Raw genomic sequence first — 15,878 nt, 5'->3', positions numbered from 1 at the left:
GGTCAAAGGTAACTAAACCAAAATATTGACCTTTACGTCAAGGTTATCTTTCCACTTCCAAAAGAATGGGACAATGATCACTGTGCACGGCCTCGGACAGGATCACCGAGCGTTTCAACCTCTTTTCCAAGGGCTCTGCCACCATGCCGTAATCCAACCGCCAACCTTTGTTGTTGGCCCGGGCATTGGCCCTGTAGCTCCACCACGTATAATTGTCGGGCTCTTTGTTGAAATGTCTGAAACTGTCAATAAACCCACTGTTGATAAAGCTCCCGATCCATTCCCGCTCCACGGGCAAAAAGCCGGAAACATTTTTGTTCCGCACGGGATCGTGGATGTCGATGGCCTCGTGACAGATGTTGTAGTCCCCACAAACAATCAGGTTGGGACATTCCTTCCGAAGTTCATCGGCATATTTTTGAAAATCGGCCATGTACATCAGCTTATGGTCCAATCGGTCCAAATTGGTGCCGGAGGGTAGGTACATGCTCATGATGGAAAGGTCTCCAAAATCGGCACGAAGGTTCCGTCCTTCAAAGTCCATATAATCGATTCCCGTACCATATTCCACATGGTCCGGCTGTTCCTTACAAAGTAAGGCCACGCCACTGTATCCCTTCTTTTGGGCACTGAACCAATAATGGTGGGCATATCCCGCTTCTTCAAAAAAAGCAGTGTCCACTTGGTCCACCATGGCCTTGGTTTCCTGTAGGCAGACCACATCCGGATCCACCGCTTGCAACCATTCCATAAAACCTTTGTTGAGTGCGGCCCTGATACCGTTCACGTTGTAGGAGACAATCTTCATCCTTTCAAATTTTTCCTAAAAATAGCCATTGTATGCCTCTTCTTAAAATTGAATTTGACAATGGCACCATTCCAAAAACAGATTACTGTTCCTTTTGTCGTAATTTTAAGTCCAAACACAACCGTATGACGGCACTTGTTCTGATCGACATTCAACTTGGGCTACAGGAAATGGCCTTTTATGGCACAGAGCGCAATAATCCCATGGCCGAGGAAAATTGCCGGAAAATCTTGTTGGCCTTTAGGGAAAAACAATGGCCCGTGTTCCATGTGAAGCACGATTCCACCAACCCCGCTTCCCCATTGCACCCCACCAAAAAGGGGAATACGATACACCCGTTGGTACAGCCCATCAACGGTGAGCCCATTTTTGCCAAAAATGTGAACAGTGCCTTTATCGGTACCAATCTTGAGGCCCAGCTCAGGGCCATGGGCATTTCCGAACTTGTGATGGTTGGGCTAACCGTGGAACACTGTATCTCCACTTCGGTACGGATGGCGGCCAATATGGGTTTTGCTGTTGTTTTGGTCTCGGATGCCACCGCGGCCTTTGACAAAGTGGGGGTGAACGGAAAAGTGTATGGTGCCGACCTCATCTACCACACCGAACTGGCCAACCTGAAGGATGAATTTGCCCAGATCATGGATACGGACACGTTCTTGAAGAGTCTGTAAAATTGATTACCTTTTCCTTTTTATCCATTTTAGAAAAACACATCAAATGAAAACTTGGATTGCGCTGTTAAGAGGCATCAATGTTGGTGGGAAACATAGTGTCCCCATGAAGGAACTTAAACTGTTGATGGAATCCAATGGATTCTCCAATGTCAGGACCTACATCCAAAGTGGGAATGTGGTTTTTGAAAGCGCACAAAGGCCCACACAGGAAATTGGGGAACTCATAGCACAGCAGTTTGGGTTTGTGCCCTACATTTTTGTGCTGGATAGGGACGAACTCATGGGTGCCGTGGCCAATTGCCCCTACGACAGCGACCAAGGGAAGACCATCCATTATTTTTTTCTGGACAAAGAACCCGAGATTTTTGATGAAGCGCTGTTGGATTCCTTAAAAGCTGACAGCGAGCGGTATATCCTAATCGAAAAGGTATTTTACCTCTACGCGCCAGAAGGCATCGGCCGTTCCAAATTGGTGGAAAAAATCGGCAAGGCTTTGCCAGGCGTGACCATGACGGCGAGAAACCTGAATACCATCAACAAGTTGGTGGAGATGGTGGGGGAAGGTTGATTTTAAAATTCTTTTGGTCAACCCTTTAAAAAAATTCAAGTTGTTTTGAAATCTCGTTTAATATTTAGATATTTATCTAAATAACTAATAAAATGAATTCCCTCTTCAAGGCCCTGAACGATGAAACCCGACGGCAGATCGTGGAACTGCTCAAGGAAAGGGACATGAACGCAGGGGAGATTGCCGAACGGTTCAATATTTCCAAGCCCAGCATTTCGCACCACTTGGACATTTTGCGCCAGGCCAACTTGGTGACCAGCGAAAAAAAGGGACAGTTTGTGGAATATTCCCTCAACACCACCATTTTGGAAGATTTGCTCAATTGGATACTAACTTTAAAGAAATGACCATGAAACTAACCAAAGAACTGCCCCTGATCGGCATTGTGTTGCTTCCCTTTCTGTACCTGGCCTATATATGGAACCAACTGCCCGAACAGGTGCCCTTGCACTACAACATCAAAGGAGAGGTGGACCGCTATGGCGACAAATCGGAACTCATCATGATCCCCATCATGATGCCCTTGCTGATCTATGTGATCTTCTTGGTTGTTCCCTACATCGACCCGAAAAAGCAATTGCACAAAATGGGCAACAAGTACTATACGCTAAAGCTTTTGCTGACCGTTTTCATGTCCATACTGGCGCTCATCGTCCTCTACACGGCCAAGAACCAAACTTGGTCCAATCCCAGCTATATCCTGCTGATGATGGGCGTGCTTTTTATCATTCTTGGCAATTATTTCAAGACCTTGAAGGCCAATTATTTTATCGGCATCCGAACTCCATGGACACTGGAGAGCGAGTACGTTTGGAAGGAAACCCACAAAACGGCGGGCAAAATCTGGTTTGTTGGGGGTATTGTGGTGGTACTTTTCAGTTTGATCTTAGATCAAAAAACCAACTTTATCGTGTTCATGTCCATTACCGGAGTCCTGGCATTGGTCCCCATTGTACATTCCTATCTCCTGTATAAAAAACAAAAGGAAAACCAACAATAGTCTCCCCGAGGAAACATTGCAGCTCATAACTTAAAAAGGTCAATTTGAAAAATCAGATTTTCTGCAACCAGTAGTGCATGTCAGTCTGTAAAACTATATTAATGTATTAAATGTACTTTGCAATAACATCATAAAACCTACTTTACAGATTTCAAATAAGACGTTAATCCAATTAATCGGTAAATCATAGATTATTAGTTATTGAAGATATATTTATAGGTTACCTTTCGAGCTAAAATCCAACCCCTATCTACATGAAAAACAGAATTAGTAACATTGATCCGTTACGTGGTTTTTTAGCGCTATGTGTTGTAATTGGTCATATTCCATTGATTTCCAACACCGTAGGGTTGCCAAACTTTTCAGACTCTCCCATCTTTCATAGAGGGTCTGCTGCTGTCCATGTTTTTTTTGCCTTAAGCGGGTATTTGATCATAGGGTTGATCTATGATGAGAAAAAGAAATTTGGCTCGATAAACATTAAGAATTTTTATACCCGAAGAATCCTAAGGTTATACCCTGTTTATTATTTGGTGCTCTTTTTTGGATTTTTCTTCTATCACTATTTGCTACCGGCCCTTAATGTTCCTTATGATACAAATTACAATGTGTTGGAGGGTATGGCATGGTGCATTGGGTTTTTACCGAATGTTTTCAAGTCGCTTTACGGCCCTGGAGCAATCCTCGATGTTCTTTGGTCAATTGGTATTGAGGAACAATTTTATTTGATGGTAGCCCCTTTGCTGAGCATACTACCTATCAAAAGGTATTATAAATATCTTTTGATTTTCACTTTCACCTATTTCATCTTGTTCCACACGCCTCTTTTCTCTTTCCTAAAGTCGTTTCGATTTTTCTATTTCTTTATGTCGGCAGGAGGGGTGGTCGCCATAATGCAAAGAATGAACATTCAAGTACATTTCTCTTCGGCATATTTAAGGTTATGCGTTTACCTTGTCTTTTTTTTATTTTTCACAACAGATCTGTTTTTCTTTCAAAATGACTTGGCTCGCAATGGTTTTGAACTTATCATATTCAACCTCTTCATTGTGAATATTGCCAATGATAGCGTATTTACCATCAAATCGAAAGCTCTAAATTATCTGGGACAGATTTCGTATGGCATTTATATGTACCACATGATCGTTGTTACTTTTGTCTTATTCGTTTTTCTAAGAATTCAAAACATAGTTTCACTAAAAGACTGGCAAACAATTGTTCTTATTAATATCTCCAGCGTTCTCCTGACGATATTGATTTCACACATATCTTTTAGATATTTTGAATCTCACTTTTTAAACCTCAAGGAAAAGTTTAGAGAGAAAAAATCAATCCAGATCAAAGCTTAATTTTGTACAGACTATGTGCCTGTTGTTGATTTAGATTTTCTGCAGCCAGTAGCGCATGTCCACCTCTTTGGAGATGATGTCCTTCACTTCGGACAATTTCACCCGACTTTGCTCCATGGTATCCCGATGGCGGATGGTAACCGTATCATCTTCCAAGGTTTGATGGTCCACAGTGACACAGAATGGCGTTCCTGCTGCATCTTGACGACGGTAACGACGGCCTACGGCGTCCTTTTCATCGTAATCCACATTGAAATCCCATTTCAAATCATCCACCAGTTTTTGGGCGACTTCAGGAAGTCCGTCACGTTTCAGCAAAGGAAGAACGGCCACTTTGTTGGGCGCCAACACGGCGGGAATTTTCAGAACGGTACGAGTGGTACCGTTCTCGAGTTCCTCTTCTTGCAATGAATTGGAGAAAACGGCCAAGAACATACGGTCCAAACCAATGGAGGTTTCAAGGACGTAGGGCACGTAGCTTTCGTTCAACTCTGGATCGAAGTACTGTAATTTTTTTCCGGAATATTTTTCGTGGGCGCCCAAATCGAAATCGGTTCGGGAGTGGATTCCTTCCAACTCCTTGAACCCGAATGGGAACTTGAATTCGATATCTGCAGCGGCATCGGCGTAGTGGGCCAATTTTTCATGGTCGTGGAAACGATAATTGTCGCCTCCCATCCCTAGCGAAAGGTGCCACTTCATCCGTTTTTCCTTCCAAGCCTCGTACCACTCCTTTTGGGTACCCGGTTTGATGAAGAATTGCATTTCCATCTGTTCAAACTCCCTCATCCGGAAAATGAACTGACGGGCCACGATTTCGTTACGGAAGGCTTTCCCCGTTTGGGCAATCCCAAAGGGAATCTTCATACGCCCACTTTTCTGAACGTTCAAAAAGTTGACAAAAATACCTTGTGCGGTCTCTGGCCTAAGGTAAAGGTCCATGGCACTGTCGGCAGAGGCTCCCAATTTGGTTCCGAACATCAGGTTGAACTGTTTTACATCCGTCCAGTTTTTGGAACCGGAAATGGGACAAACGATTTCCAACTCTTCGATCAGGGCCTTCACATCGGCAAGATCTTCTTTTTCCAAGGACCTTGCCATGCGCTTCAGAATGGTATCGGCCTGGGCCTGGTATTCCACGACACGTTGGTTGGTGGACAAAAATTGTTCTTTATCAAAACTGTCACCAAAACATTTTTCGGCCTTGGCCACTTCTTTGTCGATCTTCGCTTCGATCTTGGCCACATGGTCCTCGATCAAAACGTCGGCACGGTATCTTTTTTTGGAATCCTTGTTATCGATCAAGGGGTCGTTGAAGGCATCCACGTGGCCAGAGGCCTTCCAAGTGGTGGGGTGCATAAAAATGGCGGCATCGATGCCCACAATATTCTCGTTGAGCTGCACCATGGCCTTCCACCAATATTCGCGAATGTTTTTCTTTAGCTCGGCACCGTTCTGTCCATAGTCATACACTGCGCTGAGTCCATCATAAATCTCACTGGATTGGAACACGTAGCCGTATTCCTTCGCATGGGAGATTACCTTCTTAAAAATGTCTTCCTGATTTGCCATTGGGCAAAAATAGAATTTTACCCAAAAAGAAATACGCTATTTCAACTGAAATTCAGTGGAGGCAAGCAATCTTTCGTCCTCAAACACATTCAAGGTGTAGATTCCCTCCACCAATGATGCCTCGGGAACGGTTATGGCATCGCAAATACTGATTTCCTTTCCGGTGTACACGATCTCCACTTTCTTGCTGTAGGTGTTCCCGCTCACGGAAATGGTATTGGCATTGTCCTCGATAACGGCCATGCTCGGGTCCATAAATTGGAGATACAGGATCTTGATGTCCCCTTTTTCATTGGCGTCACTCAAAATGGTGACACAGCCCCGCAATTTTTCAATCGTGGAGGCCTTGTTCGTCTTGATGGGCCTACCTGCCCTTAACCTAAAGCCACTCCCTTCGGCGTCCTGCAGTTTCAGGTAGCTTTTGATCTTGAGCTCCCGGGTGAGCTCCTTGTTGGTTTCCCGAAGCAAGGATTCTGTGCGCTCCATGTTGCTGGCCCTTCCCCTCATATCCTCAAGCTGCTTGCGGGTCTCTTCGTAGCGATTGGCCAGAAGACTATTGTTGTACCTAAGAAAATTGTTCTTGAGTTTTAGGCTATCAAATCGGTTCTCCAGTTTGAGAAGTTCTTTTCGGGTTTCCTTCAATTTGGTGATGCTGAAGTTCAATCGGCCCACGGAATCCAACAATTGCTGCACCTTGAACCTTGAGGTCTGCAGTTCGATATCGTTCACCTCATTGAGCCCCGACAAGCGGTCCACTTCGGCCTTCATCAGGGTAAGGTCCTTCACCAAAAGGGATTTCTCCTGCTCCAAAAAGGACATTTGGTTCTTGGATTGTGCATAACTGTAATAGAAGGCTATCAAAATACCCACGATTACCGCAACAAGCGCAGCAAAGATAATCTTGTAGTTGAAATTGTTATCTTGGGGGTTCATGGGTTGACAGACTACTCTAACGCGTATAAGATTTGACACCAAAAAGGTTGGCTAAGATAATAAACGAGATTAACAACATCCTATTGCCGAGGGCATGTTTTGGATGTAATGCCCAATTATTTAGGGGAGAACACATTTTGTGTGCAGTTTGTCGACATGATGTGCCACTCACCGATCATAACTTTCTGGAAGAAAACGCAGTAGATCGTATATTTTATGGTAGAATACCGATAAAAAAGGCTGCTTCGTTCATTTTTTTTCCCAAAAATGGCTTGGTAAAAAACTTGATCCATTGGTTAAAATACAAAAATCAAGAAGAGATTGGAAGCTTTTTGGGGGATTGGTGCGGTTCGCACCTCCAAAATGATGCGGGGCTCGGAAAGATAGATGTGGTGGTCCCGGTTCCATTGCACCCCAAAAAACAAAAAAAGAGGGGCTACAACCAAGTGGCGCTCTTTGCCCAAAAAATAGCGGAGTATCTCCATGCCGAATATAGGGACGATATCCTCCTAAAGGGTGTGAACATAACATCGCAGACCAAAAAAGATAGGCATCTGCGTTGGGAAAGTTCCAAGGAGGCTTTTCAGTTGAACCCCGACTGCAATGCCAATTTCAGGCATGTGCTTCTGGTGGATGACGTAATCACCACGGGTTCTACCATGGAATCCTGCGCAAGGATCCTGCTCCAGATCGAAGAGATGGAAGTTTCCTTATTGAGCATGGCCGTGGTGCAGCAGGGTTAAAATTTGTGAATCCCTTGCCCCAGTTTTCAAATTAGTTGTTTCTTTGTCCCACATTGGTTTTAGGCATGGTGTACTTAAAAAAAGTGTTGGGATTTCTTTTCTTCGCCTTCATGGTTCTGGCGCTTTGGCAATGTGCCAAAAGAGGGTCCCCGAGTGGTGGGCCCAAGGACATAACTCCCCCAAAATTGTTGCGGACGGAGCCCGAAAATTTCAGCATCAATTTCAAGGCCCAGAAAATACGTCTCTATTTTGACGAGCTCATCAAACTGCAGGACGTGCAGAACCAATTGGTGGTCTCCCCTCCTTTTAAGAATCCCGCGGTGATCACCCCCCAAGGTACGCCAAGCAAGTACATTGAACTGACCATAAAGGATACCCTTCGGGAAAACACCACTTATACCATCAACTTTGGGCAGAGCATTGTGGACAACAATGAGGGCAACCCCAACCGATTTTTGACCTATGTTTTCTCCACAGGTGATTATATTGATTCCCTATCCGTTTCAGGTGCCGTAAAGGACGCCTATAACCGAAAGGCGGAAGAGTTCATCAGTGTGATGCTCTATGAAATGGACAGTACCTATACCGATTCCACTATATATAAAAGTCCACCGCTTTACATTTCCAATACCGGGGACAGTCTTCCGTTGTTCGAGCTCAAAAACCTCAAGGCAGGGAAATATGCCCTCATCGCGCTGAAAGATGTGAACAAGAACAACATGTTCGACCAAAAGCAGGACAAGATCGGATATGTCCAAGATACGATCACCTTACCTACGGACTCCACCTATGTGCTGAGCCTTTTTAAGGAAGTTCCGGATTATATCGCCTCCGTTCCCAGTTATGTGGCCAAGAACAAGATCATCTTTGGTTTTCAGGGCGACCACAGGGACATGAGGATAGCCCCTTTGACCGTTTTGCCCGATTCTGTGAGGACCACCATCCAAAAGGAGCGGGGCAAAGACACCCTGAACTATTGGTTGACCCCCACCGATCTGGATTCCATCCTCTTTACCGTGACCAACGATAAGATGAAAATGATCGACACTTTCACCGTAAAGACCAGAAAATTGCCTTTGGATTCCCTAAAAGTGTCCACCACTGCCAGTGGGAAGTTCAATCTGGAAGACACTTTTAGCCTGCTCGCCAATACGCCCATCACCGAAGTGGACACCAGCAAGGTTGGGCTGATGGTCAGTGATTCCATCCCGATTCCCTATACCCATGCCCTGGACACCTTGGAGAACAAAGTAGATTTTGATTTTGAGGTGGAACCCAACCAGAAGTACCGTTTCTCGTTTCTTCCGGGGGCCATAACCGATTTTTTCGGAATGCAGAACGATACGCTGGACTATAGTTTTTCCACCAGTAGCCTAACGGATTATGGTGTACTCCGTATGAACCTCGGCGGTAGCGTGACCTATCCTGTGATTGTACAATTGACCAATGAAAAAGGGGATGTGCTACGCGAGATCATTGCCACGGAACCCCAAGTTTTTGAGTTCAACAGCCTTGAACCGTCCAACTATGTGGCCCGTGTTATTTTTGACGAGAACGGAAACGGGAAATGGGACACGGGAAGTTTCCTCAACAAAATACAGCCCGAACGCATCAGCTACTATCCGGGTTTGATCGAAATTCGGGCCAATTGGGAAAAGGAGGAAAGTTTTATCCTTTCCAACTAAAATTGTCCCTATCCTCTAAAAAGCGAAGTTTTTTTCGGGTAGATTCCATTTGCTCTTTGTCCAATGTGGCATATAGGGTTTCCTCTTCGTGGGAATAGGCTATCTGTTTTCCCAACTCATTATAAACGGCCGAATGTCCGGGATATTCATGCTGTAAATGGTCTTGGCCGATTCGGTTCACCCCAACACAGTACGCCATGTTCTCAATGGCGCGGGCTTTGAGCAGTGTATCCCAAGCCTCTATTCTGGGTTTTGGCCAATTGGCCACATAGATCAGCACATCATACTCTTCCACATTTCTGGCCCAGACCGGAAAGCGAAGATCGTAACAGATCAACGGGCAAATCTTAAAACCTTTGTACTCCACAATCAGTTTTTGTTTCCCAGCCTCATATACCTTGTCCTCCCCTGCCAAGGTGAAGGTGTGTTTTTTATTATATGTACTGGCCTTTCCGTCAGGTTCCACAAAAAAGAGGCGATTGAATTGGTTTCCATTTTCCTGAAATACGATACTCCCCGTTATGGCCGTGTTCTTTTGTTGGGCCAATCGCTGCATCCATTCCACCGTTTTCTTTCCTTCGGAGGGGTCAATATGCACTGGCTGCATGGTAAACCCACTGGTGAACATTTCGGGCAGCACCACCAAATCGACATCCTCAGAAAGGGAATGGATTTTCTCCCCGAACATTTTTCTGTTTTGTTCCGGGTTCTCCCAATGAAGATGGGACTGTATGAGTGCTATACGTAGAATCTGGGTCATTACTTATTTTCCAAAAGTTTGACCAATGGCTGTATGTCCTGTTCCTTGGCATGGTCCAGAGCAGATTTTCCTTTGGCATCCTTGATGGACACATCGGCCCCATGTGCCAAAAGCAGTTCCGCTATATCTTCCCTGTTGAAGGTCACCGCATAGATCAAACAAGTGGCTCCCATGGCATTTTTGTGGTTCACATTCGCCCCTGCATGGATCAATTGCTTTGCAATGTCCACATAGCCCTTGAAACAGACACCCATCAGTGCCGTGTTACCGGACCCGTCCTTGGCATCTACCTTGGCCCCTTTTTTCAATAAGAGGTGTACCAAATCCTTGTGCCCGTAGTAGGCAGCCAACAAGAGCGGGGTAGAACCTCTTTGATCCTGGGTCTCCAAGAGCTTGGGAGTGGTCTCCAACTGGGATTTGATGGCCTCCAAATGGCCATTTCGGATATGGTTGAAAAAATCTTCGGTACTGCTCATAAGGTCTTGAAAGTTATAAAAAAACTGCCACAACCTAAATCGGTCATGGCAGTCTTTTGCAGTTTCTTTTCTTTTTCTATAGACTTAGATCATTTGCCAGAATTAGGCCAAATCGAAACGATCTAGGTTCATTACTTTGGTCCAAGCGGCCACAAAGTCCTTCACAAATTTCGCTTTGCCATCTTCTGAAGCATATACTTCGGCCAAGGCTCGCAAAATGGAGTTGGAACCAAACACCAGGTCCACTCGGGTACCGGTCCATTTAAAATCTCCTGTTTTGCGGTCACGACCTTCATAAAGTGATTTTTCATCACTGGTGGCTTTCCATTCGGTACCCATATCGAGCAAGTTCACAAAGAAATCGTTGCTCAACACCCCGATAGTATCGGTAAGGACACCATGTCTTGAACCATCAAAGTTGGCTCCCAACACACGCAAACCTCCTACCAAAGCAGTCATTTCTGGCGTGGTAAGGGTCAACAATTGGGCCTTGTCCACCAACAAATGCTCAGCAGGAACCTTCACGCCCTCCTTCACATAGTTTCGGAAACCGTCAAACGGAGTGTTCAAATAATCTACGGAATCAATCTCGGTTTGTTCTTGGCGTGCATCGTTTCGTCCTGGAGTAAAGGGTACTTCTGTAGCAACACCTGCGTCACCAGCAGCTTTTTCAACGGCCGCACTTCCAGCCAGAACAATCAAATCTGCCAAAGAGATTTTCTTGCCCCCACTTGCTTTGCTGTTGAATTCATCTTTGATTCCTTCAAGAACCTGAATGGTTTTATTCGTGCCTTTGTTCACTTCCCAACTCTTCATGGGCTCCAAGTTGATACGCGCCCCATTGGCACCTCCACGCTTGTCACCACCACGGAATGTGGCTGCGGACGACCATGCAGTATATACCAAATCAGAAACAGAAAGACCGGACTCCAATACTTTGGCTTTGAGGGCCTTTATGTCAGAAGCATCTACCAAGGTATAATCCACGGCTGGGATAGGATCTTGCCAAATCAATTCTTCTTTGGGCACTTCTGGACCCAAGTAACGGGAAATTGGTCCCATATCTCGGTGGGTCAGCTTGAACCACGCACGGGCGTAAGCATCGGCAAAGGCTTGGGGGTCGTTCAAGAATTTACGGGAAACCTTTTCGTATGCGGGGTCAAAGCGCAAAGACAAGTCGGTCGTCAACATGGTTGGCTTCCTGTTGGGGCCTCCAAACGGATCGGGGATGATGGCCTCGGCATCCTTGGCCACCCATTGGTGTGCCCCTGCCGGACTTTTGGTCAATTCCCATTCGTACCTGAACAAGAATTTGAAGAAATCATTGCTCCATTGAACCGGGGTTGAGGTCCAGATCACTTCCAAACCGGAGGTAAAGGCATCGGAACCTTTTCCCGAACCATTTTTATTTTCCCATCCAAAGCCTTGTGAAGCCAAATCTGCTGCTTCGGGATCTGCATCCATCATTACTTTATCGCCAACTCCATTACCGTGTGTTTTTCCGATGGTGTGACCTCCAGCAATCAATGCTACGGTTTCTTCATCGTTCATCGCCATACGCTCAAAAGTTTCACGGATGTCATGTGCAGCAGCTACTGGATCGGGGTTACCGTCCGGTCCTTCTGGGTTCACGTAGATCAATCCCATTTGAACAGCTGCCAATGGGTTTTCTATCTCTCGTTCTTCTTTGTTATGTTGATAACGGCTGTTTGGTGTATCGCTAGTTGCCAACCATTCGGTCTCATTACCCCAGTATACATCTTGGTCTGGTTCCCAAACGTCCTCGCGACCTCCAGCAAAACCAAAAGTGCGGAAACCTGTAGATTCCAAGGCCACGTTACCAGCCAAGATCATAAGGTCTGCCCACGAAATTTTCTGACCATATTTTTGTTTGATGGGCCACAATAGACGACGGGCCTTGTCCAAGCTCACGTTATCCGGCCAAGAGTTAAGGGGTGCAAAACGCTGTTGCCCACGACCACCTCCACCACGACCATCTTGCACGCGATAGGTACCGGCACTGTGCCATGCCATACGGATGAACAGACCGGCATAGCTGCCAAAATCGGCTGGCCACCAATCCTGTGAATCGGTCATGACGTCCAAAAGGTCTTTCTTAAGCGCAGTGTAGTCCAATTTCTTGAACTCTTCGGCATAGTTGAATTTCTCCCCTAGCGGATTTGATTTTTCCGAATGTTGGTTCAAAAGTTCCAACTTCAGTTGGTTGGGCCACCAATCTTTGTTGGTCGTACCTCCACCAGCTACCTGGCTCAGTTCACCGTTTAAAAATGGGCACATTCCTTCGTCAGCCCCATTTGCCAATTCTTTACTCATGATTGTATGTTGTTTTAATTAGATTTTTCGCCTCCATAAAATTACAAAAATGCCGTTCTTCAGCATAGACAATTCATATTAAAATATTATAAAATCATAGATTAAACCTATTTCAATACATGGTTTCATAGATTTTTTCATTTTGGATGGATGAACCCCTCAATTTGGCGCATTTGACCCTCTTAGGGGTGTATATTTACCATATCTTTATATTGGATTACATTGAGCAATCCAAAAACACAATCACAACAATCTAAAACACTGTAGAAATGAAAAAAATGATGCTACCCATGTTGGCGTTGGTCCTCTTCGGCTTTAGCAGAGATACGGGAAAGCTTACAGAGGAAGAGCGCAAGATGGCAAACCAACATTTGGCCGAAACCCGGGACCACATGTTGACCGTTTTGGACGGCCTTACCGATGAACAACTGAACTTTAAACCAGGTGATGGCTCCTGGTCCATTGCAGAAGGAGTGGAACACCTTGCCATTCTGGAAACCACCTTTGGGGATTTGGTGCACAAGTCCGTGGCCGATGGCCCCAAACCAGAGCTAAAAGATTCGTTGGTATTCAAGGATGAGCAGATCATGCCCATGGTAACGGACAGGAGCAGCAAAGTGAAAACCTCCGAAGCTTTTGAGCCCAGTGGTAAATTTGGTTCCCACGAGGAAACATTGCAAGCTTTTTTGGATAAGCGAAGTGAACTCATGGATTATGTAAAAACCACTGATGACGACCTGAGAAACCGCTTCAACAGCGATTTCCCATTTGGTACGGTGGATGCATTGCAACTCATTATATTCACTGCTGCCCACACCGAGCGCCATGTGCTGCAAATGGAAGAGGTCATGGCCCATGCCGACTACCCATCGAACTAAGCACAACAATAGCTTTTCCTTAACACTTATTGGCAAACCCTTTCCAAAATGGAAGGGGTTCGTTTTTTACCTTTGGTAAAACACTAAAAGACACGTATTATGAAAATCGCAAAATCAATTGCACTGGCTATGACGCTGCTATTTGGAGTTAGTGTCATGGCACAGAGCAAAAAAGATCAAAAAATAATCGACGATGCCCAAAAGGCAAAGCAGACCCTTTTGAATGCCCAACCGGGGCTGGAAGATTTTTTTGAGGATTCGGCAGGTTATGCCCTCTTCCCCAATGTGGGCAAGGGAGGCTTCATCATTGGCGGGGCCTCTGGGAACGGGGTCGTTTATGAGGGTGGCAGTGCCGTGGGCATGGCCGACCTAAAAAAATTGAACGTGGGGCTACAGGCCGGTGGACAGGCCATCATCGAGGTCATCTTTTTTGAGACCGATGTGGACCTGGAACGCTTTAAGGGCGGTGAGTTCCAATTTGCCGCGGAAACCTCTGCCGTGGCCCTGAAATCTGGCGTGGCCTTCAATGCCAAATATAAGGATGGCGTGGCCGTGTTTGCCCTGCCTAAGGCCGGCTTGATGGCCGATGCCTCGGTAGGCGGACAAAAGTTTGGGTATAAAGCGTTTTAAGGAACCCTCATTGATAAAGAACAAAGCCCCATTTTATGGGGCTTTTCTTTTTTAGCTTAGCATCACTCACGTATGCCAGGCGTAAAATCTTGTGGAGCATTTTGGGGCTGTTTGATGGTCCCCGCGTCACCGGTATCATTAAATATGGTCCATTCCGAGAAGGTATAGACCGTATTTCCTTCGGTAATGTTACTGTTCCGTACAGCGCGGCCATCCTCAAACTCATGGTCCGTGCCGGAACCATCCTCGCCTATCCTTCCAAAGACATCTATCACAGTACCGAAAGGGTCCACCAATTCCAGATTGTCATCCCCGTTGGAGTCTGCCGGGCTGTTGGTGGAGACGCCAAGATCTTGAAGGAAGCCATAGACCAGTTCAAACTCTGGGGCATTGGGGGAAATCACGAGCGTACTTTGGGCACCAATGATCAAACCAGACAAGTCGATGGTGGAACTGATCTCCGTATTCTCGTTGGTGTACCGCCGAAGTGTCCACAGGTTCAGATCCAAGGGCTCCGAGGCCGAATTGTAAAGTTCCACAAAACGCGCGCCTGCATTATTGTCCGGGTCGGCGAGTTCTGAAATGAAAATTTGGGTGGACGTAAATTCGGTGATGATCTCGGGGCAACGTTCATTTATCAACTCAAGATCCGTCACGTCCCTTATGACCAATTGAGGTGTTTTGCCATCCTTGATCAGCACTCCGGTGACAGTCCCGTTTCCTTCGGGAAGCAAATTGGCCTGGAAATCAGCGTACCCACTATTGAGGAAAACCAGTTCATTTTCAACACAATCCTGAAGATGCCGTTCCGTTTCCTCTGCCGAAATTGCATAGGTTTCCCCAAGCTCCCTGTCCACCACCTCCAATCCCTCCAAACGCACCAAGGTGTTCACGGGTATGCTGCCCAATTCTGAAATGGTGGTAAGCATAGGTTCCAGATTTACCTCCTCACAGGAACGGAACAGGTGTTCCATGACCTTCAGGCTGGGCAATCTGCCCACAGACAAATTACCAAAAGAGGTGAAGGCACTTCCCAACTTCATCGTTCCTCCCGTTTTCCCCAAGTAAAGTCCCTTCAACTTCACCAAAACCTTACTGTTCGGTGGAAAAAACAGGTGGGAATCCCTCAAATCTATTTGGAGCAGTACCCCTTGGGACGGATTTGTTGGAGTGTCTTGTACATATATTTCCCCGAAAAAGTTCCCTGACCTGTCCGAAGAAATGACAATGCCTTCCAACACAAGGTCCTCATGAATCTGGATCACTTCATCCCTTAAAAGCGAATCCAATCCAGCAAAGCTGATGTTTGCCTTCAGATTGGGATTACAATTTTCCTTTGGTGGTCCAAAATCTGTTCCGTCCACACAGGACATGGCCAGTATTAAAATAAAAATTGTATATCCGTAATTGTACCAGTGGTTCTGGAGGTTTGTGCCGATGCTTTGTTTTTGTCCTCTTGAGCGCA

The 15,878-nt window shown here is 45.8% G+C and carries 16 protein-coding genes; 9 read left to right on the top strand and 7 right to left on the bottom strand.

Features of this window, described 5'->3' with window-relative positions:
- Positions 1 to 43 precede the first annotated feature (43 nt).
- Positions 44 to 808 carry an exodeoxyribonuclease III gene (locus tag DB398_RS00925; RefSeq protein ID WP_108422520.1) on the bottom strand — a complete coding sequence of 255 codons (765 nt, stop codon included), beginning with the start codon at positions 806 to 808 and terminating at the stop codon, positions 44 to 46.
- Positions 809 to 933: 125 nt separating this feature from the next.
- Between DB398_RS00925 and DB398_RS00920 the strand changes: the two genes are divergently transcribed.
- The 5 genes from DB398_RS00920 (at position 934) to DB398_RS00900 (ending at position 4,402) form a co-directional block, all read left to right on the top strand.
- Complete coding sequence (locus DB398_RS00920; RefSeq protein WP_108422814.1) at positions 934 to 1,482, top strand: cysteine hydrolase family protein; 549 nt, start codon at positions 934 to 936, stop codon at positions 1,480 to 1,482.
- 46 nt (positions 1,483 to 1,528) lie between these two features.
- Positions 1,529 to 2,053 carry a DUF1697 domain-containing protein gene (locus DB398_RS00915; protein WP_108422519.1) on the top strand — a complete coding sequence of 175 codons (525 nt, stop codon included), beginning with the start codon at positions 1,529 to 1,531 and terminating at the stop codon, positions 2,051 to 2,053.
- 92 nt (positions 2,054 to 2,145) lie between these two features.
- Positions 2,146 to 2,400 (top strand): autorepressor SdpR family transcription factor, encoded by a 255-nt coding sequence (locus tag DB398_RS00910; protein ID WP_072876099.1) that lies wholly within the window; start codon positions 2,146 to 2,148, stop codon positions 2,398 to 2,400.
- A 2-nt stretch (positions 2,401 to 2,402) separates the two neighbouring features.
- Positions 2,403 to 3,053 carry an SdpI family protein gene (locus tag DB398_RS00905; RefSeq protein ID WP_108422813.1) on the top strand — a complete coding sequence of 217 codons (651 nt, stop codon included), beginning with the start codon at positions 2,403 to 2,405 and terminating at the stop codon, positions 3,051 to 3,053.
- Positions 3,054 to 3,307: 254 nt separating this feature from the next.
- On the top strand, positions 3,308 to 4,402 hold the full coding sequence (locus tag DB398_RS00900) for an acyltransferase family protein (protein ID WP_108422518.1): 1,095 nt from the start codon (positions 3,308 to 3,310) through the stop codon (positions 4,400 to 4,402).
- A 30-nt stretch (positions 4,403 to 4,432) separates the two neighbouring features.
- Here DB398_RS00900 and DB398_RS00895 read toward each other — a convergent pair whose 3' ends face one another.
- Positions 4,433 to 5,974: a glycine--tRNA ligase gene (locus DB398_RS00895; RefSeq protein WP_108422517.1), complete on the bottom strand. Its 1,542-nt coding sequence runs from the start codon at positions 5,972 to 5,974 to the stop codon at positions 4,433 to 4,435.
- A 36-nt stretch (positions 5,975 to 6,010) separates the two neighbouring features.
- On the bottom strand, positions 6,011 to 6,907 hold the full coding sequence (locus DB398_RS00890; RefSeq protein ID WP_108422516.1) for a hypothetical protein: 897 nt from the start codon (positions 6,905 to 6,907) through the stop codon (positions 6,011 to 6,013).
- A 284-nt stretch (positions 6,908 to 7,191) separates the two neighbouring features.
- On the opposite strand from DB398_RS00890, the gene DB398_RS18500 reads away from it, so the two are divergent.
- Complete coding sequence (locus tag DB398_RS18500; RefSeq protein ID WP_234415974.1) at positions 7,192 to 7,650, top strand: ComF family protein; 459 nt, start codon at positions 7,192 to 7,194, stop codon at positions 7,648 to 7,650.
- 83 nt (positions 7,651 to 7,733) lie between these two features.
- Positions 7,734 to 9,335: an Ig-like domain-containing domain gene (locus DB398_RS00880; RefSeq protein ID WP_313777778.1), complete on the top strand. Its 1,602-nt coding sequence runs from the start codon at positions 7,734 to 7,736 to the stop codon at positions 9,333 to 9,335.
- On the opposite strand, the gene DB398_RS00875 is transcribed toward DB398_RS00880, so the two are convergent.
- From DB398_RS00875 to katG, 3 genes are all read right to left on the bottom strand, one after another.
- Complete coding sequence (locus DB398_RS00875) at positions 9,319 to 10,095, bottom strand: amidohydrolase (protein ID WP_108422513.1); 777 nt, start codon at positions 10,093 to 10,095, stop codon at positions 9,319 to 9,321. The genes DB398_RS00880 and DB398_RS00875 overlap by 17 nt on opposite strands.
- On the bottom strand, positions 10,095 to 10,571 hold the full coding sequence (locus tag DB398_RS00870) for an ankyrin repeat domain-containing protein (protein ID WP_108422512.1): 477 nt from the start codon (positions 10,569 to 10,571) through the stop codon (positions 10,095 to 10,097). Before DB398_RS00870 ends, DB398_RS00875 begins: the two co-directional genes overlap by 1 nt.
- Positions 10,572 to 10,673: 102 nt before the next feature.
- Positions 10,674 to 12,905, bottom strand: coding sequence for a catalase/peroxidase HPI (gene katG / locus DB398_RS00865; RefSeq protein ID WP_199913337.1), 2,232 nt, complete (start codon positions 12,903 to 12,905; stop codon positions 10,674 to 10,676).
- 269 nt (positions 12,906 to 13,174) lie between these two features.
- Here katG and DB398_RS00860 point away from each other — a divergent pair, with 269 nt between their 5' ends.
- Together DB398_RS00860 and DB398_RS00855 are read left to right on the top strand one after the other, a co-directional pair.
- A complete protein-coding gene (locus DB398_RS00860) occupies positions 13,175 to 13,783 on the top strand; it encodes a DinB family protein (RefSeq protein ID WP_108422511.1) in 609 nt (202 codons plus the stop codon).
- Between the two features lie 129 nt (positions 13,784 to 13,912).
- A complete protein-coding gene (locus DB398_RS00855) occupies positions 13,913 to 14,413 on the top strand; it encodes a lipid-binding SYLF domain-containing protein (RefSeq protein ID WP_313777777.1) in 501 nt (166 codons plus the stop codon).
- Between the two features lie 62 nt (positions 14,414 to 14,475).
- Here DB398_RS00855 and DB398_RS00850 read toward each other — a convergent pair whose 3' ends face one another.
- Positions 14,476 to 15,786: a DUF5689 domain-containing protein gene (locus DB398_RS00850; RefSeq protein WP_234415973.1), complete on the bottom strand. Its 1,311-nt coding sequence runs from the start codon at positions 15,784 to 15,786 to the stop codon at positions 14,476 to 14,478.
- Between the last annotated feature and the right edge of the window lie 92 nt (positions 15,787 to 15,878).

Source organism: Flagellimonas amoyensis (assembly GCF_003058265.1).
Taxonomy (GTDB): Bacteria; Bacteroidota; Bacteroidia; order Flavobacteriales; family Flavobacteriaceae; genus Flagellimonas; species Flagellimonas amoyensis.
The sequence above is the reverse complement of the archived record's forward strand: the minus strand, read 5'-3'. Positions and strand labels throughout refer to the sequence as shown.